Origin of the sequence: Paraburkholderia unamae (genome assembly GCF_003096875.1) — a bacterium.
Lineage (GTDB): Bacteria > Pseudomonadota > Gammaproteobacteria > Burkholderiales > Burkholderiaceae > Paraburkholderia > Paraburkholderia unamae.
In genome coordinates, this window is sequence record NZ_QEOB01000040.1 from 1 (window position 1) to 21,093 (window position 21,093).

At 60.2% G+C, this 21,093-nt stretch carries 20 protein-coding genes and 3 pseudogenes; 18 read left to right on the forward strand and 5 right to left on the reverse strand.

Annotated elements, in window-relative coordinates; all coding sequences use genetic code 11:
* The 11 genes and pseudogenes from C7402_RS43020 to C7402_RS48220 all read left to right on the forward strand — a co-directional run.
* Positions 1 to 684 (forward strand): sigma 54-interacting transcriptional regulator (locus C7402_RS43020; RefSeq protein ID WP_133254651.1); only part of this gene is annotated, 684 nt, incomplete at its 5' end.
* Between the two features lie 834 nt (positions 685 to 1,518).
* Entirely contained in the window at positions 1,519 to 1,977 is a 459-nt protein-coding gene (locus C7402_RS43025) for a winged helix-turn-helix domain-containing protein (RefSeq protein ID WP_244315084.1), read from the forward strand.
* 624 nt (positions 1,978 to 2,601) lie between these two features.
* On the forward strand, positions 2,602 to 2,958 hold the full coding sequence (locus C7402_RS43030; RefSeq protein ID WP_112177800.1) for a HigA family addiction module antitoxin: 357 nt from the start codon (positions 2,602 to 2,604) through the stop codon (positions 2,956 to 2,958).
* A complete protein-coding gene (locus C7402_RS43035) occupies positions 2,948 to 4,462 on the forward strand; it encodes an ATPase domain-containing protein (RefSeq protein WP_208949092.1) in 1,515 nt (504 codons plus the stop codon). The genes C7402_RS43030 and C7402_RS43035 overlap by 11 nt, the downstream gene beginning before the upstream one ends.
* The gene (locus C7402_RS43040) at positions 4,446 to 6,527 is read left to right on the forward strand and encodes an ATP-binding protein (protein ID WP_112177802.1); all 2,082 of its coding nucleotides are present in this window, start codon (positions 4,446 to 4,448) and stop codon (positions 6,525 to 6,527) included. The genes C7402_RS43035 and C7402_RS43040 overlap by 17 nt, the downstream gene beginning before the upstream one ends.
* A gap of 138 nt (positions 6,528 to 6,665) precedes the next feature.
* Positions 6,666 to 6,977, forward strand: a pseudogene (locus C7402_RS43045) (DUF4158 domain-containing protein); the annotation flags it as partial.
* A gap of 29 nt (positions 6,978 to 7,006) precedes the next feature.
* Positions 7,007 to 7,276 (forward strand): annotated as a pseudogene (locus C7402_RS43050) (Tn3 family transposase); the annotation flags it as partial.
* Positions 7,277 to 7,362: 86 nt separating this feature from the next.
* A complete protein-coding gene (locus C7402_RS43055) occupies positions 7,363 to 7,647 on the forward strand; it encodes an HU family DNA-binding protein (RefSeq protein ID WP_112177803.1) in 285 nt (94 codons plus the stop codon).
* Between the two features lie 517 nt (positions 7,648 to 8,164).
* The gene (locus C7402_RS43065) at positions 8,165 to 9,142 is read left to right on the forward strand and encodes a dienelactone hydrolase family protein (protein WP_112177804.1); all 978 of its coding nucleotides are present in this window, start codon (positions 8,165 to 8,167) and stop codon (positions 9,140 to 9,142) included.
* Positions 9,143 to 9,380: 238 nt separating this feature from the next.
* Positions 9,381 to 9,665, forward strand: a complete 285-nt coding sequence (locus C7402_RS43070) for a type II toxin-antitoxin system Phd/YefM family antitoxin (protein ID WP_112177846.1) — start codon at positions 9,381 to 9,383, stop codon at positions 9,663 to 9,665.
* Entirely contained in the window at positions 9,665 to 10,003 is a 339-nt protein-coding gene (locus C7402_RS48220) for a type II toxin-antitoxin system RelE/ParE family toxin (protein ID WP_341869289.1), read from the forward strand. Before C7402_RS43070 ends, C7402_RS48220 begins: the two co-directional genes overlap by 1 nt.
* Before the next feature lie 435 nt (positions 10,004 to 10,438).
* On the opposite strand, the gene C7402_RS43080 is transcribed toward C7402_RS48220, so the two are convergent.
* Complete coding sequence (locus tag C7402_RS43080) at positions 10,439 to 10,600, reverse strand: DUF1328 domain-containing protein (protein ID WP_112177805.1); 162 nt, start codon at positions 10,598 to 10,600, stop codon at positions 10,439 to 10,441.
* A gap of 466 nt (positions 10,601 to 11,066) precedes the next feature.
* Here C7402_RS43080 and C7402_RS43085 point away from each other — a divergent pair, with 466 nt between their 5' ends.
* The gene (locus tag C7402_RS43085; RefSeq protein WP_112177806.1) at positions 11,067 to 11,654 is read left to right on the forward strand and encodes a hypothetical protein; all 588 of its coding nucleotides are present in this window, start codon (positions 11,067 to 11,069) and stop codon (positions 11,652 to 11,654) included.
* A gap of 84 nt (positions 11,655 to 11,738) precedes the next feature.
* On the opposite strand, the gene C7402_RS43090 is transcribed toward C7402_RS43085, so the two are convergent.
* Together C7402_RS43090 and C7402_RS48395 are read right to left on the reverse strand one after the other, a co-directional pair.
* Positions 11,739 to 12,020, reverse strand: coding sequence for a DUF1488 family protein (locus C7402_RS43090; protein WP_112177807.1), 282 nt, complete (start codon positions 12,018 to 12,020; stop codon positions 11,739 to 11,741).
* Positions 12,021 to 12,240: 220 nt separating this feature from the next.
* A pseudogene (locus C7402_RS48395) lies at positions 12,241 to 13,507 on the reverse strand (phophatidylserine decarboxylase associated domain-containing protein).
* Between the two features lie 182 nt (positions 13,508 to 13,689).
* Between C7402_RS48395 and C7402_RS43100 the strand changes: the two are divergent.
* A complete protein-coding gene (locus C7402_RS43100) occupies positions 13,690 to 14,052 on the forward strand; it encodes a DUF4148 domain-containing protein (protein WP_112177848.1) in 363 nt (120 codons plus the stop codon).
* Between the two features lie 87 nt (positions 14,053 to 14,139).
* Complete coding sequence (locus C7402_RS47270) at positions 14,140 to 14,292, forward strand: DUF6496 domain-containing protein (protein WP_165842125.1); 153 nt, start codon at positions 14,140 to 14,142, stop codon at positions 14,290 to 14,292.
* A gap of 127 nt (positions 14,293 to 14,419) precedes the next feature.
* Here C7402_RS47270 and C7402_RS43105 read toward each other — a convergent pair whose 3' ends face one another.
* Positions 14,420 to 14,713 (reverse strand): hypothetical protein, encoded by a 294-nt coding sequence (locus C7402_RS43105; protein ID WP_112177808.1) that lies wholly within the window; start codon positions 14,711 to 14,713, stop codon positions 14,420 to 14,422.
* Between the two features lie 110 nt (positions 14,714 to 14,823).
* On the opposite strand from C7402_RS43105, the gene C7402_RS43110 reads away from it, so the two are divergent.
* The 4 genes from C7402_RS43110 to C7402_RS43125 all read left to right on the forward strand — a co-directional run bounded on the left by C7402_RS43110 (position 14,824) and on the right by C7402_RS43125 (position 20,250).
* A complete protein-coding gene (locus C7402_RS43110; protein ID WP_373864492.1) occupies positions 14,824 to 15,567 on the forward strand; it encodes an MgtC/SapB family protein in 744 nt (247 codons plus the stop codon).
* Between the two features lie 252 nt (positions 15,568 to 15,819).
* Complete coding sequence (locus C7402_RS43115) at positions 15,820 to 16,995, forward strand: HlyD family secretion protein (RefSeq protein ID WP_112177809.1); 1,176 nt, start codon at positions 15,820 to 15,822, stop codon at positions 16,993 to 16,995.
* A gap of 8 nt (positions 16,996 to 17,003) precedes the next feature.
* Positions 17,004 to 18,584 (forward strand): DHA2 family efflux MFS transporter permease subunit, encoded by a 1,581-nt coding sequence (locus C7402_RS43120; RefSeq protein ID WP_112177810.1) that lies wholly within the window; start codon positions 17,004 to 17,006, stop codon positions 18,582 to 18,584.
* A gap of 1 nt (position 18,585) precedes the next feature.
* A complete protein-coding gene (locus C7402_RS43125) occupies positions 18,586 to 20,250 on the forward strand; it encodes an efflux transporter outer membrane subunit (protein WP_112177811.1) in 1,665 nt (554 codons plus the stop codon).
* Here the strand turns inward: C7402_RS43125 and C7402_RS43130 are convergent.
* Positions 20,247 to 21,059, reverse strand: a complete 813-nt coding sequence (locus tag C7402_RS43130; RefSeq protein WP_112177812.1) for a CHAD domain-containing protein — start codon at positions 21,057 to 21,059, stop codon at positions 20,247 to 20,249. The genes C7402_RS43125 and C7402_RS43130 overlap by 4 nt on opposite strands.
* Positions 21,060 to 21,093 lie beyond the last annotated feature (34 nt).

A 21,093-nucleotide genomic window follows, 5' to 3' on the forward strand; every position in this document is an offset into this window, starting at 1 on the left:
CAGCACAAGGGCTATTTCGAGCGCGCGAACGGCGGCACGCTGTTCCTCGACGAAATCACCGAGATGCCGGTCGAGCTTCAGGTGAAGCTGCTGCGTGTGCTCGAAACCGGCATGTTCATGCGCGTGGGCACGACCAAGGAAATCGAGACCGACGTGCGCCTGATCGCGGCGACCAATCGCGACCCCGAACAGGCCGTGGCCGACGGCAAGCTGCGTCTGGACCTTTACCACCGCCTGAACGTGTTTCCGATCAGCCTGCCGCCGCTGCGCGAGCGCGGCAAGGACGTCGAGCTGTTGGCCCAGGCGTTTCTCGACGAACTGAACGAGCGCCACGGCACGAAAAAGCAGTTTCCGGCCGCCGTGCGCGAGATGCTGGCGGCCTACCCGTGGCCCGGCAACGTGCGCGAGCTCAAGAACTACGTACAGCGCGCGCATATCATGTCGGGCAACGACGGCGATTTCGCAGCGAAGGTGCCGCTGCAGATCTCGCTCACCAAACCCATTGTGGGAACGGCGGTGACGATCCCCTTTGGCACCTCGCTTGCCGACGCCGAACGCCAATTGATCCTTGCGACTCTTGACGAATGTAAAGGAGCGAAGACGCGCGCGGCGGAAATACTTGGCATTAGCCTCAAGACGCTTTACAACCGGCTCGTTGAATACGGCAACGAAGCGACGGCTTGATGTGGGTCAGACGGAACCCCCGGCATTCAGGATTTCGCCCCGGCGACGCTCAGCGAGGTGGCCATTAATGCGAGGAGTGGCGTCACAATGGGCAAACGAATGCCGCCGTCGAGGCCCTGCGAGTGATGACGCACCATTGACTTGATACCGGAGTGTCAAAAACTGCATCGTCGCCGACGAGTCGTAACGGAAGTCACATTTCCTTCGTTGAAGTGTCGCGCGAAGAGCGAACATCGGCCGGCCGATGTCCTAAGAGGAATTGCAGTTACTGCCACGCCTTGGATCTCCGTGCTGCGGGCCTCGAAATGCCCCTCCAGCTCTACTGGCGAGATTTCGCACATCACGTCCACCAGCGCACGGAGCAGTGATGCCTGTTGTTATGCAAGTCGCTAGTTGCCCGGGAAAATGAACTTCGATGTCTTCGCTCCAGTTCGAACGATAGACGTCTCTTCTGTTCTGGGTTCGTCGGTGCTCTGCAAATGCCCAGCCCACTGACATGGCAAACCCGCGCGATTTTAGGCGGGCTTGCGCGTCAACAATCTCCCCTGACTCTCGATTGCATTGGCGAAGTCAACCGACCGCTTGAATTCGAAAACTTCAACGTAAAAAGGCAAGCCGTATCGCCTAGCGGATTGCCCACCGGCGGGCAGCGTCACGGTCGCGAGAGGCAACCCGCCGCCCGCCCGTGGACGACCGCGACTCAAAACTCAACGGAGGTTGCCCCGGTTTGACGGGCGCATTTGCAGCCAGGCGATTTGATGCGATCTGATGCCGTGTGTCATACGCGCCCGGTGATCGGCGGAATGCGGCGGATTCGGGAGAGCCCGATTGCGCGTGCAGAACCGGCGTGCAATGCTCTTTAGCAATCGTAATCAGACACGCTGGATTGCAAACATGGGAGAAGATAACCGGTTTCGTGGGCCGCCGTGGACAAACCGGCGGCTTATCGCCGCGGAAATGCTTGACAGGGGACAAAGCATCCAGCAGGTTGCGGCGGCACTTGGACTTGGGCCGGCAACTGCTCGCCGTTATGGTGCGTTGTTCAAGGCCGGTGGTAAGCAATCGCTTTTGCAGGTAAACGACGTCGGACGCCGCAGTCACCTCCCGGCAGATGGGCTAACCCGGCTGGTCGCTGCCATAAGACATAAGCCGGTGCTCTATGGATTTCCTGGTGACTGCTGGACGAGAGCTGCGGTTGGCGAACTCGTCCAGCGGGAATTCGGTGTCCATTACTCGCGTTCGCATATCAACCGGTTGATTCGAGATTACGGGTTACAAGGCTACTTTCGTTGATGAGATGCATCGCTGCTGCGTGACCTAGATCTCGGCCTGAGCGGTAACGGCCGTGCCTCACGGCCGATCGATCGCAACGATATGAGAGAAGCCGCCGCGTCTGCTGGAATGCGGCGGCCATCTGATGCGGGAGCCGTTGTCATGGCGTCCGGCGGCGGCCGCATCGGCTGCGCGCCTGCTGACCGCTTTGAGTTGCAGAGTCGACGTTCGAGTGTCATTGCGAAGATACGACGCGATGACGGAAGCTGGCCGACCGCTGCCTGATGCGGTCAGCTGTAATCAAATAGTTCGAGCCATTCATCGGAATACCGCGAGAATGGCTGTAATGACACACACATAAGGCATCGGGAAGCACGTTGCCGAACACGCGATTCCGTCAGCCTACCTCCGGGGCGACTGTCATCGCGATGTGGAACCGGTTGAACGCGTCCTTTCCACAACTACCGGGTTCTATGTCTCGAGAGCACATATGGATTTGCGGCCAATGATCTGAGCAAATCGCGTGGCGTCATGAACGCGCGCCCGTACGGACGCGTCGAAAAAAGCCGGCCAGACGCGGGACGCGATGGGTATATCCATTGTGATATTCTGACCCGACTGTCGCATAACTGTTGACAGGGTGCCATGAGAAGCGCGACTGCCCCGACCGACACCACGCTTGCCACGCCCCACCCGGGGCTATTCCTGCGCGCGCACGTTCTGCCTGCGATGAATCTGTCAGTGAGCCAGGCCGCCCGCGATCTGCGGATCTCGCGGCAAACGCTGCACCGCATCCTCGAAGGCGCGACGGCGATCACGCCGGCCATGGCGGTGCGGCTGGAAAGATTGTCAGGTCTGCCCTCCATGTTCTGGTTGTGCCGTCAATGCGAGTACGATCTTTGCACTGCACGAGCCGCACTAGCCGAAGTTTTGACGCAGATCCCGCTCCGAACGCTTTCACCAAAACTATTGAAACAGTTAGGAGTACATGATGGACGTTGAGACGAACGCCCCGCCGATCGTACGCACTGGCGTTCCCGGGCTGGACGATGTCCTTGCGGGAGGTCTCACGCAGGGAAACCTTTTCCTTCTCGAGGGCAGCCCTGGCACCGGGAAAACCACAATTGCCCTCCGGTTTCTGCTCGAAGGCGCCAAGGTGGGCGATCAGGGCCTGTACATCACCTTGTCCGAAACAGAGCAAGAATTGCGCGAAGGAGCTGCCTCGCACGGCTGGCAACTGGGTGATCGCGTGGCCGTGTTTGAAGTGGTGCCCCCGGAGAGTCTCCTCGACGCTGATCAGCAGCAAAGCCTGCTGTATTCATCTGACCTCGAACTCGGTGAGACGACGCGGCTGATCTTTAGTGCCTTTGAACGGGTCCGGCCCAGCCGCGTCGTACTCGACAGCCTGTCGGAAATCCGTCTGCTCGCGCAGAGCTCGCTGCGTTACCGCCGCCAGGTACTTGCCATCAAACATTACTTCTCGCGGCAGGGAGCAACCGTCCTCCTGCTTGACGACCTGACCGCAGATGCTGCGGACAAAACCGTACATAGCGTTGCCCACGGCGTGATCAAACTCGAGGAACTCGCTCCCGACTATGGCGCCGAGCGGCGCAGGCTGAGGATTTCCAAATACCGGGGACAGGCATTTCGCGGCGGATACCACGATTTCTCAATCAAGCGGGGAGGGGTCTCCGTGTTTCCCCGGCTCGTTGCAGCGGAACATCGCACCCGATTTACGCGCGCGCAGACCAGGAGCGATGTTCCGGAACTGGATGCACTCCTCGGCGGCGGTATCGAACAGGGATCAAGTACCCTGGTGCTCGGACCAGCAGGCACTGGCAAAAGCATATTTGTTCTTCAGTTCATTGCGGCGGCGGTCGCTCGGGGCGAGAAAGCAGCCCTGTTCGCGTTTGATGAAGAGCTTGGACTACTCTTCGACAGGACCCGGGCGTTGGGCTTCGACCTCGAGGCCATGCGTGACGCCGGAAAGTTGTATGTTGAGCAGGTCGATGCCGCCGAGCTCTCGCCTGGCGAATTCGCCCAGCGCGTGCGCAATTGCGTTGACCATGCCCAGGCAAAAACGGTCGCCATCGACAGCCTCAACGGCTACCAGGCGGCCATGCCGCAAGAAAATGCGCTGGTGCTTCACATCCACGAACTGCTGCAGTACCTCAACAGACAGGGTGCGACGACGTTCCTGACCGTGGCGCAGCATGGTCTTGTGGGCGACATGAAGGCGCCCGTTGACGTCACGTACCTTGCCGACACTGTCATCCTGCTGCGCTATTTCGAGGCACTTGGAAGCGTTCGACGTGCGGTGTCGATCATCAAGAAGCGCACCGGGTATCACGAGGAGACCATCCGTGAGTTTCGCATCGGGCGGTCCGGCCTGAGTGTTGGCGCACCGCTCGACAGTTTCCAGGGCATCCTGCGCGGCGTTCCCACGTTTGTGGGTAACAAGGGACCGCTCATGTCGACAGGCGCCGCGGATGATGAAAGTGCCTGATTTCAGCCGTTGCCCTGCGCTGGTTTTTACACCGATGGGGCGGGATGCCGCGGTTGCCGTGGCTCTCCTGAAGGAGACGGGTGCCCTCGCGCACGTCTGTCGGGATGTCGTGCATTTCGTTGCAATGCTGGGCGAGGGAATCTGCTGTGCGATCGTGACCGATGAGGGGTTACGGGATGCCGACCTGAAGCCACTGGAAAACTGGGTTTCGGCGCAGCCCACATGGTCCGACTTTCCGTTCATCATCCTTACGCAGCGTGGTGGGGCGCCCGACCGGGATCCGGAGCTGGCCCGACTGGCTGCGACGCTGGGAAACGTGACGTTCCTTGAGCGCCCGTTTCATCCGCGCACGTTCATCAGCGCGGTCGGGACAGCGCTTCGTGGTCGGGCACGCCAGTTTGAAGCACGTCTGCGTATCGATGAACTGCATGAAGGCGAGGCGCGCCTGCAAACCGCCCTGACGGCCGGAAAGCTGGGGACCTGGGAACTGGAGCTTTCGGCATTGGCGCTCAAGGCTTCGCCTGCGTGTCCGCCAGTTTTCGGGTATGCGCCGGGCGAGTCCTTCACCTACACCGATCTCATTGCCAGCATCAGTCCAGGTGACCGGTCCCGGATGGCAGATGCGATTAGTCGCAGCCATGAAACCGGCTGCGATCTCGCCATCGAACTGTGTACGATCTGGCCAGACGGGACGTTTCACTGGGCCGACATGCACGCGCGGCTGCTTCGTGACCACGCACAGAAGACAGCACGACTGGTCGGGGTGGCGTCCGATATCACCTTGCGCAGGATGACCGAGGATAGCATGCAGCGCGACTACGACTTGCTCGAAGCACGGGTCGCCCAGCGCACTGCGGAGCTCGAGCGTACCCACCAGCTGGTGCTGGAGGAGATCCGGCAGCGGCAGCGAGCGGAAGAACTGCTACGTCAGGCCCATAAGATGGAAATGATAGGACAACTGACGGGTGGTGTCGCCCACGATTTCAACAACCTGCTGATGGCCATCATGGCCAATCTCGAACTGCTGCGCAAGGAGCCGCAGGACGGAGTCCGGGCAACCCGGCTGATCGACGGCGCGCTTCGGGGAGCGCAGCGCGGCGCCGCACTTACACAGCGGCTTCTGGCGTTCGCGCGGCAGCAGGATCTCAAGGTCGAGCCAACACACCTTCCGGCACTGGTCCGGGGCATGACCGATCTCCTTGAGCGGTCAGTCGGCCCGCGGGTAGCACTGGAGCTGAATTTGCCGGACGATATTCCGCTTACCCTCGCCGATGGCAACCAGGTTGAACTCGCGCTCCTGAATCTCGCGGTCAATGCCCGAGATGCGATGCCAGAGGGCGGGGCGCTATCAATAGCGGTCGAGGAGGTTCACTCATGCGGCGAGGATGGACTGGCTGCTGGCAGTTATGTACGCCTTATCGTCCGCGATACCGGGAAGGGTATGGATCTGGATACCCTCGCGAAAGCTACCGAACCCTTCTTTACAACGAAGGAGCCTGGCAAGGGAACCGGCCTTGGTCTTTCGATGATTCACGGACTGGCGCTGCAGCTGAACGGTGCTCTGCGCCTCCAGAGTGAGCCGGGACGTGGTACGCGGGCAGAATTATCGCTTCCGGTGACCGCGCAACGCTTGACTCCCGAGAGCCCAAAGGAAGACGAGCAGGCAGAGGGCATTGCAAACGGTCCGACCCAGGCGAGCATTCTTCTCGTCGATGACGACGCCCTGATCGCAACAAGCACCGCCTATCTTTTACAGGATATGGGACATGAGGTGATCGAAGTCGACTCGGGCGCCGCCGCACTGGAGATCCTCAAGGGAGGACAGTGGATTGACCTCATGATCACGGACTATTCCATGCCTCAGATGACGGGACTGGAGCTGGCTTTGGCCGCGCGGGAACTGCGGCCTGGACTTCCCGTTATCCTAGCGACTGGTTACGCGGAGCTTCCGCAGGGAACCGGCATCGAAATCCTGAGACTACGCAAACCCTATCGGCAGCACCAGCTTGCCGCGGAGATAACGAGAGCCCTTCGCTACGCTCGCCCGACTCATCGTTCTCCGTGATGCGATTCACGTCGCGCTGCGAGATCCCGCCTACCACCTGGGGATGGTCAACCGAAGCTCCAGTTCCTGTAGAACCTGATCTCGATGTTTAGCCGTCGGCAGCGCCGACGAACTGGACAAGTGGAAACCATCTGATCCGTGCGTGCGTGTGGCTCCTCATATGCTTTATGCACATTCTTTACTTTTTCAAAACGCGAACGCACTCAGATCGACTCGCGGCGCACCGAACTTTACGGGTTGGCCATTGCTCTGCACGTCGGTTTCCTGCGAATGACCAGTCGGCCGCTTGATTCATACAGGCAGATCCCAACCATTCTTTGGCGACACCTTGGCCGGCAGCTTGATGTCCAGCCGCCGGACGTTGGGACGCTGCGCTCGATCTACGATGGTAACTTCAAGACGCTGTCGGACCACCAGGGCTTCGCAAAAGCCATCGTAAATTTCCGGTCGCGCAGCCTGAAGACGTCGAAACCGATTGACTGCGACGCTCCATTTTTGAAGCCCATCCGTGCGGCCAGCTACCAGAGATCATCCTCGAAATTGACAGCGCAACGCGCTTCAGCTGGATCCTGCCTGGGCGCGAACGTCGATCGCGGATCGAACTGCTCATGGTGTATTCGGCTGTACTGGCGCACGGCACCTCGCTCTCGGCATCGGATATCTCCCGGATGGTCCCTGAGATTTCGCCGACCGCCATCCGCCAGATGATGAACCGACTTGAGGATGAGAGAGTGCTTCGGCTTTCGGCTTGCAGCTGGTGTACAGTAGCTGCGGCCACCTGGTTGGTTTACAGGAACTGGGCAGGTGGGTAAATTGACCGGAGAGGAGGAGCTGAATGAACAAGCTAGAACTGATTGATGCCGTGGCGTCCGTAACGGGCGCGAGCAAGGCTGCCACCGCAGAGGCTCTTGATGCTGTCGTCGATGCAATCACGAATGCGGTGATCAAGGGCGATACGGTGCAGCTCATTGGATTCGGCTCCTTCAGTCGGGGCGATCGCGCAGCGCGCACAGGACGCAATCCGGCGACTGGCGCGGAGATCCAGATTGCGGCGGCAAAAACCGTCAAATTCACAGCAGGCAAGGCGTTTAAGGACGCGGTCAACGGCAGTCACAAGTGAGCGACCGTGCGTTCGTTCGCGACGAGCACAATGAGCGCCGCGGCGAGCCACGGACGCTCTGGAGTGCCTGTGTGCTGTGACCCGTCTAAGCTTGCGGCCATCAGTGAAGGTCACCGGAGGTGCGTAATGGCCGCGCGCGTCCCGCGTGTCACCGAACTTGAATAATGGCGGAGAGGATATACAACGTTTATTCGGTTTATCCATGTATGGTGCCGATGCAGGTTACAAATGGGGAATAGCCTTGCAGTCCGATTGCCTGCGAGTGTCGTCGACGCACCGGGTTTGAAGGAGGACGACGACACCGAGATCCATGCCGATCAAGCCGACGCGTTCTAGCAAAAAGCCCCCACCGCGAAACGCTCGCGGTGAATATCGAACCCTAAGCCCCGAACCTTGGCGAGATTGCTCAAGATTTCCCCGGTCGGATACCGAGGCAATCTCCCGCTCTCGCTCTATGCCTGCCTATACTGGATTTCGTCATTCATCGCTCGAACCAGCGCAGAAGAAGAGGGGTGCCATGTCGATAACAAGCAAATATCTGCTTGGCCGAATTGCATTGATCTGCATTTTGAGCTGTCTCGCCACTGCAGGACGCGCGCAGGTGACGCGAATGGAGGTAATCCCGATTCCGTCCGTAACGCTCACTGACCAGGAATTCCTGAACGGTCGCGAGGATGGCAAACCTATTACGGTTGCAGGCGAACTTCGACTTCCCCGAAACGGCACCGACCAGCTTCCGCTTGTCATCCTGTTGCACGCGTCTGGAGGCATTGGCAGCAGCATTGCCGACTGGGAGGACTACTTTCTCTCACTCGGTGTCGCTACGTTTGTGATCGACAGCTTTTCCGGTCGAGGTATCGCCAACACGATCAACGATCAATCGCAATTGGGCCGCTTGGCGCAAACCGAGGATGCCTATCGAGCGATTGCAATTCTTTCGAAACACCCGAGAATCGACGCGAACAGGATAATCCTTATGGGGTTCTCGCGTGGGGGACAGAATGCGCTTTATGCAAGCTTGAACCGGTTCCAGAGGATGCACGCCCGAGCCGACACCCAGTTCGCGGCATACATCGCGTTCTATCCTGACTGTACCTCCACTTATCTCGAAGACGAGGATGTCGTTGGTAAGCCAGTCCGCATTTTCCAGGGGACGGAGGACAATTACAATCCTGTTGCTCCATGCCGTGCTTATGTGGAACGTCTGAAAACAAAAGCTCACGACCTTCAGTTGATCGAGTACACCGGCGCCAGTCACTTCTTTGACGCGCGTGCACTCAAGCAAGCTCAGCAGCTATCGCAAGCACAGACGACGCGAAACTGCCGGATTGTTGAGGTTGAAAACGGGCTGCTCGTCGATGCCAAAACGAAGCAACCTTTCAGCTACAACGATTCGTGTGTTGAACGCGGAACAACCATCGCATATGACGAGAACGCGGCGACCAAGGCCAAAGAAGCGGTTGGCGAGATCATTAAAGCTGTGCTGAAGCCATAGTTTCACTGTGACGGCAGTGAAGGGCTGCGTCCGCTGAAGCTAGCACGATATAAGGAGGATGCCTGCTGCATCGCAAATCGGCGTGCGGTATCAAGCCGCAAATCTATATTAGGGTCGCACCCTATAAAGTTGATAATTTGATTTATGTTAAATAATTGAGCACCCTCAGAATGTGAAGTTGTCGACAGTCTGAAAATAGTCTATATTCAGTCCTGCCCAACCAGTTGCGGAGCGCATGATGCATCTTGCCGATCACGTGAAGCCGATAAGCTATCTCAAGAGCGAAGCGGCACAAATCGTTAAGGACCTGGCCGACTCGGGAGAGCCGCTTATCATCACGCAGAACGGTGAAGCGAAGCTCGTCGTCCAAGACGTTCGCACCTTCGAATCAACGCAGCAGACAATTGCGCTTCTGAAAATCCTAGCCATCGGCCAGAAACAGATCGAGCGCGAAGATCATGCTGACGGCGAGGCATTCTTTGCTGAGCTCAACGAACTCGACCGCCAAGAAAAGCTCCGTTGATGCCGGTCCCGCTTTTGAAGTATCGCGTCCTGCCAACCGCCCGTATCGGCATCGACGAGCTGCGGAGCTATATTGTCCGCACATTTGGATGGGATACCTGGCGCCAAACGTCAGCACGACTTCAGGAAACGATCGCGCACATTCGGCAGTTTCCTGAGAGCGGTCACGTGCCCGTGGAGCTTGAGGGCTTCTTCGAGGACAGTTTCCGTCAGGTCCTCTCCGGCAACAACAGGATTCTCTACCAGGTACGAGGCGACACCGTTTTCTTGCATCTCGTAGTTGATGTCCGACGCGATCTGCCGTCCCTCCTTCAGAGAATTGTGCTCCGACTCATGTAGGGGACGCGTTACGTTTCGGGGCTAAACCGCAACAGCACCGCCCCATCGGACATGTCGCAATCCCCTCGCGCTGATTTTTCTCCGCCTCGCGGGTAGCCGTCTTAGCGCTCCGCTCTGGCCACGACTGGGTTTCTATTCCTAAGAACTATTCGCTTTTCGTGGGATGTTAATGGCCGACCGGAATGCTGAACCGCTCATGATCATCGAGGTTCAATCAAGGCGGTAGTTGCCGTGTAAGCCGATTGGTCGGCAACCGTGTTCTGGATCCACGTCATCGAAAGCGCACCAAGGCCCCCACGAGGCGGCCGGCCTTCGCGCTCCGGTTCCGGCCCGAGATAGCCAACACATCGTGATCTAGTCCAGCTTGCTTCAAACGCATTGGCGTCATGGCGAGCAGGAACATGATGAATGCGACGATCAGATGAGGAGCTTCAGTCACCGTCGCATTAGGCCCATGACGAGCGTCACAAGGAAAATAACGAGGAAAACCACAAAGAGCACTTTTGCGATACTTGCTGCGCCGACGGCGATGCCCCCAAAGCCGAGCGCAGCGGCAATGATTGCGATGATGAAGAAGACCAAAGCGTAGTAAAGCATGATGTTTCTCCCTCGAACCTTAAACGTTCGTGCCATGCGAACGGCATTGCGATGCGCAAATTTCGTTCCCCCTCCTTTCACGCAGCTTTGTGTGTCATGGCATGGAGAATCCGCGCGGCTCCCTTCCTATGAATGACAACAATGGTAACGCGGGCGAATAGCAACCATCCCTGATGCAAAAATGCCGAGGCGATCGACGCTGAATCTCACGGCCGGATTCGTGCCGCATGCAGCGTATTGCCGAAACGGAGCGAGGATCGAGCGAGCAGCACAACGCGATCGTGCAGGCAGAATCTGACGGCCCTCGACAGGAGTCACCGGCAGCCCCGTATTTCTGCCTCACTCCAAGCGCATACCGCATGATCGTCTGGATAGCCCCTGCGGCGAGCGGCACGTCGCTTGCGGAGGTTTCGTGGCAGCCCGAAATAGTTCGCTACCCGTACCAAAGCGGTCAAAGGAGGAAGCTATGTCACGCATCGTTGCAGCGCGGTTCACGACGTTCGCCGCCGCGGATTCGGCAAAGGAACGGCTTTTGAGTGGCGGCTTCATCGCTGAGGATCTAACGGAGTTCTTCGTAAACCCCAGTGGCCAACATGCACGATTCCCCATCGGCGGCGATGAATATGCTGACCCGCAGGCTCGTGGCGCTGGCATGGGCGCAACAGGTGGTGTGGCAATCGGTGCCGTGGTGGGCGTGCTTCTGGCTGGACTTCTCACGCTGTGGCTTTTTCGTTCGCTGCTGATTCTCACCGTAGCTACTGCGGTGGGCGCTTATGTGGGGTCGCTGGCCGGAGCAGTACTGATGACGCGCGGAGGGGGAAAGACGGGAGCATCCGCGTCTCCGCAGCCACGTGAGCGTGAATCCGGCGTACTAGTCGCTGTCCACGTGAATCCGGAAGTTCAGTCTCATGCGATTGAAGCCCTCCGTCGATCACGAGGTGAAGATATCGAAGTCGCGTCAGGGCACTGGCAGAACGGCCGTTGGGTCGATTTTGACCCGACGCGGGCGGTGAACCTTGTAGACGAACGTTCAATAAGAACAACTGCTAACTAAGCTACCTAGGTTCATAGCTACTCGAAGCGTTGCGCCATCGATTAATCCGCAGGGTACTTTTGCGATTGCCGCCGCGGCGACCCATCAGTGCTCACCGTACATCCGCAGATAGCCGCTATGGAGCGTAATCGAGGCGCCGCCCGTTTCCTGGATGAGCCTAGAGGCGGCTGACTCGATCAGTGGTCTATGTTCGAAAAATGCCTTGCGTAGGTCGGCTTCGCGAGCAGACACCGCACCGTAGTGGTCCTCAAGCGCCTCCGCCGTAATCGCACATTGGACCTGACCCGAATCTGCCAATGCAGGGAAGGTAACCGCAAGTTGATCCGCGTCATATGCGATCGGGCCTTCGGGGAAAGTAATCTTCATAATGCGCTCCAGGATGCTGTGGTACAGGCCGCTTCCGCAACCGCCGTGCCCTATGCATGGCACGCAGTCCGTCCTTGCGGCCGCGAGTGCCATGATGATCCGCGAGACGAAACTCTAGATTCATAGGATCACTAAAAACAGAGCAGCGATACCGTCGACAAACCACCTTGCGCTGCCCGCTCTGTGCATCCATAAGGAAGCGCAACCGCACGCCCGGGCGTCAGCCGTTTGCGATCGCAAGGCATGAATTGACCTTGAGCGGCGGCCCATCGTCGCGATAAGGAGGCTGGGGATCGAAGGCGCGGATTACGCCTGGCTGGAGAACAAGGCAGTAGGTGCTCCCGCCGTACTGAAAGAATCCGATCGCGTCGCCCTTCTCGACGCGCTGCCCAGGCAGCGCGACTATGCGACATGAGGAAACCTCCGCCATGCCGACAAAGATGCAGGCCACGGCACCCAAGGCACTCTCATCGCAATCGATCACGATCACGGCCCGCGCAGCCACAGCCGTCGTGTAGCCCTGCGAGTCGTTGAGCCCCCGCGCGTCAGCGCCCTCCCCCTCTATTTCAGAGAAGTACGTGCCGTCGACGTTATAGGCTTCCCGGATCTGCCCAGACACCGGCGCATGCCAGCGATGGTAGTTGAAAGCGCTTAGGTAGCCCTGGTAAAGCTTACCGCCTGCGAAGCTTTGCGCCGTCTCCACCGCACTGCCCGCAAGCATTTCTCGCAACGAATATGGTTGTGATTTGAGCCAAAAGCGGTCATGCAACTGACAGTTTTCGCTGACGTCATAGGGGGACGCTTCGCACGCGTGGGCGATTACGGACGCGTCTTCCGGCGAGGCGATGGGACGCACCCCCGGACGCAGTCGGCGCGTGAAAAATGCATTCCACGATTCGAAACCTCAATGCGGCGCTGAAGGCTCGCAAACGAATTCCTCAAACGCCATCTTTTCCGTGCGCCCTCGCTGAACCAGCCATGCGGCTCGTCGCTCGTGAGGTGCGTGCGCGAATGCGGGCCGCTGAGGAAAGCGCACCAGGCGTCGAGGACGCGCCGCAACTGTGCATTGAAGGCCGGGTCGCGAAAAGCCGCATAGCCGGATGGCATGCACATCGGCCAGTCGAGAACGAGGTTCAACGGCGTAGCAATGGGTACCGACGCGTTGAAGGGCGGCGCATAACTGACGAGATAGTCGACAATCACCATCAGCTCGTCGATTGAACCTTAGCCAAGTTCGAAGCCAGCCTGCTGCGCCTCGTCGATCGCGCGCGAGAGGTTCATTCGAAGCACTGAATCGCCATGAATGAGGTCCGAGAGTTCCCGCACCACGTTGGTCATTTGTTCTTCGCTCGGTCACGGGCGGCGTGCGCGATCCGCCTGCGAAATTCGACCGCGGTTTCTTCCTGCGTCGGTATCCAGTTGCCCAGCCGGCGTTTCGCCCGAATGCCCGACTCCACCCGGGTGATCGATTTCGTCGCAGCATCCATGCTTCATGCCCTCCTTGCCACGAAGGCGAGCAAATCTCTTGCCGCGCTTCCTTAGCACCGCCAGTTGCGAATCGCCCTCGATTTTCCCCCGCCTATTGTCCACGGCCTGGCCGGTTCCCGGACTGCACCCGCGGCACAGCGCGTGCGGAGGAGGAATGGTCGAACTTCATGGGAGAAACTCGATGAGGATAATCAAACGTATCGCGGCCGCCGCGCTCCTCGCTGCTCCTGTCGTGGTGCTCGCCCAGTCGGCCGCGCCGTCAGACGAAGCGCTCACGCGGGCGCAGGTTAGACAGGACCAGATCCAGGTCGAGCAGCAAGGCTATAACCCGTCGATCGGCGATCAGGCGTCGTATCCGCGCGACGCCCAAGCCGCCGAGGCCCGCGTCGGCGCGCAGCAGGTCGACCAGGCAGCCAACGGCGGGTATGGCGGCGCCATGCCGGGCAGTTCGGCAGCAGGCGAACCGGTTGGCATGGCCCAACCAGCGCAAGCTGCTCATACGGCGAGGGTGCCCGACGAGAAGTCCGTGTATTTTGGACAGTGAATCAGCCGGACACGTCATGAGTTATGTGAATGCGTGTTGAAAGGTCGGACTGAATCGCACGCGTAGATTGATTTAACGGAGGTCATCATGCCACTCAGCAAGGGAAAATCGCGTGAAGCAATATCGAAAAACATCAAGACGGAGGTGAAGCAAGGAAAATCGCAGAAGCAGGCGGTTGCCATTGCGCTGAATCAAGCGCGCAAGTCCGGCGCGAAAATCCCGAAGAAGAACCATAAGTAAGGACGCAAATGCGCGCTGCTCCCGCAGCGCGCACTCGATTCGTCATCCACACAGGTACGCCAGATATGCCGCACCCATCCACCGCTAAAGCTGAACCGCTCACAGAGGCGTACGCCGATTGTGCGGCCTACTGCCCTTTAGTGTCGCTGCTGGCGTCGGCGCCGGGAGTGTTGATCGTATCGTTCATTGTCTTCTTCGCGTGCTTCTTGTGATGAGCACTCGACTTGGACTTCGAACCGGTAACGGCGGGATTCTGTTCGGCTCCCTGAGCCTGCGAAGGATAGACACCACTTGCGCCGCCGGTTGCGTCGCCGGGTCCGGTGCTACTGCTACCTCCGCCTGAGCCTTGAGCGAGCGCAGCGCCAGATGTGGCAAGGGTGACGCTCACGAATGTCGATATCAAGTAGTAGTGTGGCTTCATGATTGAATTTCCTCATCATCGTGTTGAAAGACGCGCGTACGACATCACCGCTCGCTGCGCTCCTCCCGCACACGCCGTGCCACCTATCCTTGGAATGATCGCATTTCGGCATGGAATTTGCGCGCCTGGCATTCATGAACCCTATGCCCCTCGTCATTACCTGGCCAGATTTCACCATGCGGCTGGTCATCGCAGTCGTTGCCGGCACGTTGGTTGGCCTGAATCGCGGCGAGTCGGGCAATGCGGCGGGACTGCGCACTACCTTGCTTGTATGCCTTGCGGCTTGCCTCGCGATGCTGCAAGTGAACGTCCTGCTGGTTCAGCAAGGCAAAACTCAGGATTCCTTCGTGACACTTGACCTGATGCGGCTCCCGCTAGGCATCCTATCTGGTATGGGCTTCATCGGCGCGGGCTCGATTCTGCGAAAGGACGGGCTCGTGCAAGGTGTGACCACGGCGGCAACCATGTGGTACGTCACAGTGATCGGGCTTTGTGCCGGAGGGGGCCAATATGTGCTCGCCCTGGCTGGCACCGTACTTGGCCTCGTGGTATTGCAGTCACTGGAACACGTCGAGAATCGACTGCCGCGCGGTCGCCGCGCCCATGTCACGCTGGGACACGACGCCGGCCACGATGCGTGCAAGCTCATCGATGAGGCATTGCATGGCCGAAAATGCCGCGTGCTGTTGCTCGGCGTAACGCATCACACCGCGGAGACTGCCGCACACCGGCGTCTCGATGCGTCTTTCGAAGTCCGCTGGCAGGCCCGCACGGGCGATGACAGTGTAGAAGCCGCGCTCTCCACACTGGTCGCCAGCCTGCATGAAGAAAGTTCATGGTCGCTCGAGCGCTGAATCCGTCCCGTGCATGAGCTGGCCATAGCGAAATGGAAAGCTGTCGTGGGAGGACCCTTGTGCGGGGGCTCACGGGCACATCAATTGCTATGAGCAAACGCCAGTCTAATCCGAGAGACGCCATCCGGCCGGCATGCTGCTGCCGTTGCCTCACGATTTTGACTGCTTTTCAAGCGAAAGCGCATCCAAGCGGGCGGCGCATGACTTCTCTTCCAATTTCGGCCGATTTGAGCGACGAGCGTGGAGCCCCGCATGGCTGAGCGTGAAGCACCGGAAAGCATTGGCACGTGGTCGCGCGTGCACAGGGGCAAACCGCGTCGCACCGACACGGCAAAAACGCGCGACGGCGCGATGAACGACGCCGCAAAGCAAAGCAAACGCCGTCGCAAGCATCCCGGGAAAAAGCCCCTCATTGTGCTGGGCATCGTTCTGCTGGTGATTGCTGTCGCGGCTCTGCTGTGGTGGTTCGTCACGCGCAACGAGGTCAGTACCGATGACGCCTATACGGACGGTAACGCGGTCACGATCGCGCCCAAAGTGTCGGGCTACGTCACTCGGCTCGCGATCAACGACAACGTTTATGTTCACAAGGGCGACCTGATGGTCGAAATCGACCGGCGCGACTACGAGGCCCAGGTCGATCAGGCGCGCGCGCAGCTAGGTCTGGCGAAGGCACAGCTTCTATCCGCACAGGCACAGCTTGACATCGCGCGCGTACAGTACCCGGCTCAATACGAACAGGCGCGCGCACAGATCGAAACGGCGAGCGCTAACTACGCCCGCGCGCAGGCGGACTATGAGCGCCAGCACGGCGTCGATCCGCGCGCGACGACGCAGCAAAACATCGATACCAGCACCGATCAGCAGCGCGTGACGCACGCCGACGTCATGAGTGCACAGGCGCAATTGAGAACCGCTAGCCTCGTCCCGCAGCAGATCCGCCAGGCGGTCGCGGCCGTGGAGGCTCGCCGCGAGCAGGTTGCACAAGCCGAGGCACAACTGGAAACGGCGCAGCTCAACCTCGCCTGGTGCGATCTGCGCGCGCCCTCCGACGGATGGATCACGCTGCGCAACGTGCAATTCGGCAGCTTCCTTCAAGCGGGCACCGTGCTGTTCACCATCGTTACTCCACAGGAGTGGATCACCGCGAATTTTAAGGAGTCCCAACTCACGCGTATGCGGCCCGGCGACAAGGTCAAGATCAGCGTGGACGCGTACCCGAAGCTGGAACTGCACGGCCATGTGGACAGCATCCAGCTCGGCAGCGGTTCGCGCTTTTCGGCGTTCCCGGCCGAGAACGCGACGGGTAACTTCGTCAAGATCGTTCAGCGTGTACCGGTCAAGATCGTGATCGACGATGGGCTCCCGGCCAATCGGCCGCTGCCGCTCGGCATCTCGGTCGAGCCGACGGTCTACCTGAGCGACTGAGCGCAACGATGAGCGAATCGCAAAGCAACTGGAGGCCCGACGGCAACCCTTGGATGATCGCCATCGCAGTTACGCTTGCGGCATTCATGGAGGTACTCGACACGACCATTGTGAACGTCGCCTTGCCGCACATCGCCGGCACGATGTCCGCGAGCTACGACGAGGCCACCTGGGTGCTCACCTCCTACCTCGTCGCCAACGGCATTGTGCTGCCAATCTCGGCGTTCTTTGGCCGCGTGCTCGGGCGCAAGCGATACTTCATGGTCTGCATTGTCGCGTTCACAGTCTGCTCGTTCCTCTGCGGCGTCGCCACGAGTCTTGGCCAGCTCGTGGTGTTCCGCATCGCACAAGGGTTCTTCGGCGGCGGCCTCCAGCCGAACCAGCAATCGATCATTCTCGACACCTTCGAGCCCAGTCAGCGTGGGCGTGCGTTCTCTATCTCGGCCGTGGCCATTGTCGTGGCGCCCGTACTCGGCCCGACGCTAGGAGGCTGGATCACTGACAACTTTTCGTGGCGCTGGGTATTTCTCCTCAACGTGCCCGTGGGCATCCTGACCACGCTCGCCGTGCTCCAGCTCGTTGAAGATCCGCCGTGGGTCAAGCGCGAAACGCAGCGGCGCATGAACTGGCGCAGCGTCGATTTTCCGGGCATTGCGCTCATTGCAGTAGGGCTGGGCTGCCTTCAGGTCATGCTCGATCGCGGCGAAGACGACGACTGGTTCTCGTCGCCCTTCATCGTCATCTTTGCGGTGCTTGCGGTGCTCGGTATCATTGGCGCGATCTTGCGGCTGGTCTATGCGAAGCATCCCGTGGTGGATCCGCGCTGCCTCGGCGATCGCAACTTCGCGCTCGGCTGCTGCATGATCGCCGCGTTCGCCACTGTGCTCTATGGCAGCGCCGTGATCGTGCCGCAGCTCGCGCAGCAGCAACTCGGCTACACGGCCACACTCGCGGGCCTTGTACTCTCGCCCGGCGCGCTGCTCATCACGCTGGAAATTCCCATCATCAGCCGGCTAATGCCCCACATTCAGACGCGCATGCTTGTCGCGATGGGCTTCATCCTGCTGACTGTGGCGCTCATCTATGCCCGCACGCTTACGCCTGATATCGATTACGAGACGCTCGTGAAACTGCGTAGTGCCCAGTCGCTCGCCATCGGCTTCCTGTTCGTGCCCGTCACGACGCTCGCCTATCTCACGGTGCCAAAGGAGCTGAACAACGACGCGTCCGCGCTCTTCACGATGTTCCGGAACGTAGCCGGTTCGATCGGCATTTCGGTTTCCACGGCGCTGATCCGCGAGCGCTCACAGGCATGGATGGCTCATCTCTCGACGCATATGTCGCCGTTCTCGCAGAACTATCAGGACACGCTTGCCCGCGACGCGCAGACCATCGTGCAGAGCACCGGCGCGCCGCTCGCGCAGGCCATGCAGACTGCCAACGGCCACCTCTACGAGACGCTCGTTTCCCAGGCCACGATCCTTGCCTATATCGACGTGTTCGGAATTCTCGCGTGCTTCTGCGTGATTTTCGCGCCGCTCGCGCTGTTCTTCTCGCCTGTGAAAGCTTCTGGGTCGGGAGGGCATTAAAATGCGCGGTCGTTCTTCACTTAGTGGCACGCGTGTGAGACCCGCGCCGAAGTGGCTCGCGCGAACATCCGCTGCAACGCTCGTAGCCACGTTTTGTGCCTGTACTGTTGGCCCCGACTTCAAGGCGCCGCAGGCGAATGCGCCCACAGACTGGCACGCCATGGACCGAAGCATGGGGGGCGCAAGCGGGCAAATTCCACAGTCAGCGGCCACTTCGGGTTCCACATCGGCGCCAACCGTCGAATCCGATCCCGACCCGCATTGGTGGCGAGGCTTCGGAGACGCAACGCTCAATGCGCTGATCGAGCGCGCATTGCGCGGCAACCCTGACCTGCGCATTGCCGTTGTGCGAATTGCGCAAGCGCGCGAACAGACCCGGCAGGCGGCGGCTCAAGGCTTGCCGGATGTGCGCGCGAGCGCCAGCTATAAGCGCGAGCAACTGGGAGCAAAGGGTTTTCTGGAGTCGGCGGGCGTGTACAACAAGGTCGACGCGCTCGGCGCGCCCAACTCGCCAGTCAACCAGATCGCGCCGGGCGCGGGAGTGAACGTGGAGCGCGGCGTGCAAAGCGCGCTGGACCAGATCACGGCACCCGTGAACCTGTGGCAGGTCGGTTTCGACGCTTCGTGGGAAATCGACCTGTTCGGACGCGTTCGCCGCTCGGTCGAAGCGGCGAATGCGCAAACCGACGTCGCCCTCGAATCGCAACGTGACGCGCAGGTTTCGCTCGAGGCCGAAGTCGCGGAAACCTACCTGCAACTTCGCGGCGCGCAAATGTTACGGGTGACCGCCGCGGACCTCGTCACACAGCAGAAGGACACGGTTGAACTCGCTCGCAGTGCTGCGAAACATGGCCTTGAAAGCGAGCTCGACGTGGAGCGTGCACAAGCCCAGCGCGCGCAAACGGAAGCTCTGCTGCCGCAGTACGATCAGCAGATAGATCAGTCGCTCAATGCACTCGCGGTACTCGCGGGCGAGGCACCGGGCGCGCTCGACGCCGACCTAACGCCGGCGGGCGCGCTGCCGGCCACGCCGCCCACCGTGCCAGTCGGGCTGCCAGCAACGCTCGCGCGTCGCCGGCCCGACATTCGCCGCGCCGAAGCCTCACTACATGCGGCAACGGCCAATGTTGGCGTGGCCGTCGCGCAATTCTTCCCGGACATTTCGCTCACCGGGCAGGCCGGCACGCGCGCGACTTCCCCACACGATCTCACGCACTGGGCGAGCGTATTCTGGTCGTGGGGTCCGAGCGTCTCGCTGCCAGTGTTTCAGGGCGGCGCCCTCGTGGCGAACCTGCGGCTATCGAAGCTCCAGCAGGTCGAAGCCGCGCTCGACTATCGCAAGACCGTGCTTGTTGCGTTGCGCGATGTGAATAATGCCCTCGACGTCTATCGCACCGATCAGGCGCGACTCGTGTCGCTCGACGAAAGCGTCGGCGCACAGCGGCGCGCGGACGAACTCGCGCGCGACAGCTATCGCAAGGGTATTGTGTCGTTCATCGACGTGCTCGATGCCGATCGCCAATTGAGCAGTGCCGCACGGAACGCCCAGCAGGCGGAATTGCAGGTCTGCACCGACCTCGTTTCGCTCTACAAGGCGCTCGGCGGCGGATGGGAGGACGCCGGGCCGCTCGCTGCCTCGCATGCTGTGCCCGCCGCTACACGTTAGCCGAGCAACTCGCGCGCGGCACGACGGCGGCGCTTTCGCTCGCGCTTGAGCGCAGCGAGCGCGGCATCTGCCGTTGCGGCGTCGGCGAACACTTCACGGTGTTGCCCGAGCAGATGTTCCGTAGCCACCGCGTCATTGAGCGCGCCGAATCGATCCTGAAGCCTCCTGAGCGACTTGACGCGCCGGGACTCGCGTCGCCGTAGCACAGGTTGGAAGAATTCAAGCAGATAGCGCAGCCGCTTTGCGCCTTTGCGTACCTCGTGCCAAGGAGCGTAATCGCCGCGATTCGCCCGCTGAGCACGCCTCATCCGCTTGCGTAACGCGCGGCGCGCCGCCCGCACTCGCTCGCGCGCAAGGCATTTGATCGGCGTCCTCCGTGGGGACGTGTTCAACTCGCGGTTCACCCTACGCAGCATCTCGCGTAGTGCGTGTTTGAGATCGGCAGCGGCCAGCGTAGACGATGCTCGTGCACGGGCATCGCGCCGCGCGGTCTGCAAGCGCTCGGTGTCCGGCTTCGTTTGCTCGTCGCCCAGGAGCGAAATCGCAATATCCCAGTCACGCGCCTCGCCGGCGGCCGCTGCCGGGCGCTTGAGATACGCGCGCTCCAGATCCGCGAACTTTCGTCCCAACAGGGGCCGCCATGCCCATATCAATGTACGTAGCCGCCGCAGGGCAACGCGAAGCTTATGAAAATCATCGGGGCTGGGCTCTCCTTGCGCGGCGTGCGCAAGCGCCTCGTCGACAAGGGGCTTCGCAAAGCGGGAGAACTCCGCTTGTGCATTTTTGCACCCACTTTTCGATTGACTCATTTGTCTCTCCACGACTCACGCTTGCGAGCGCCAA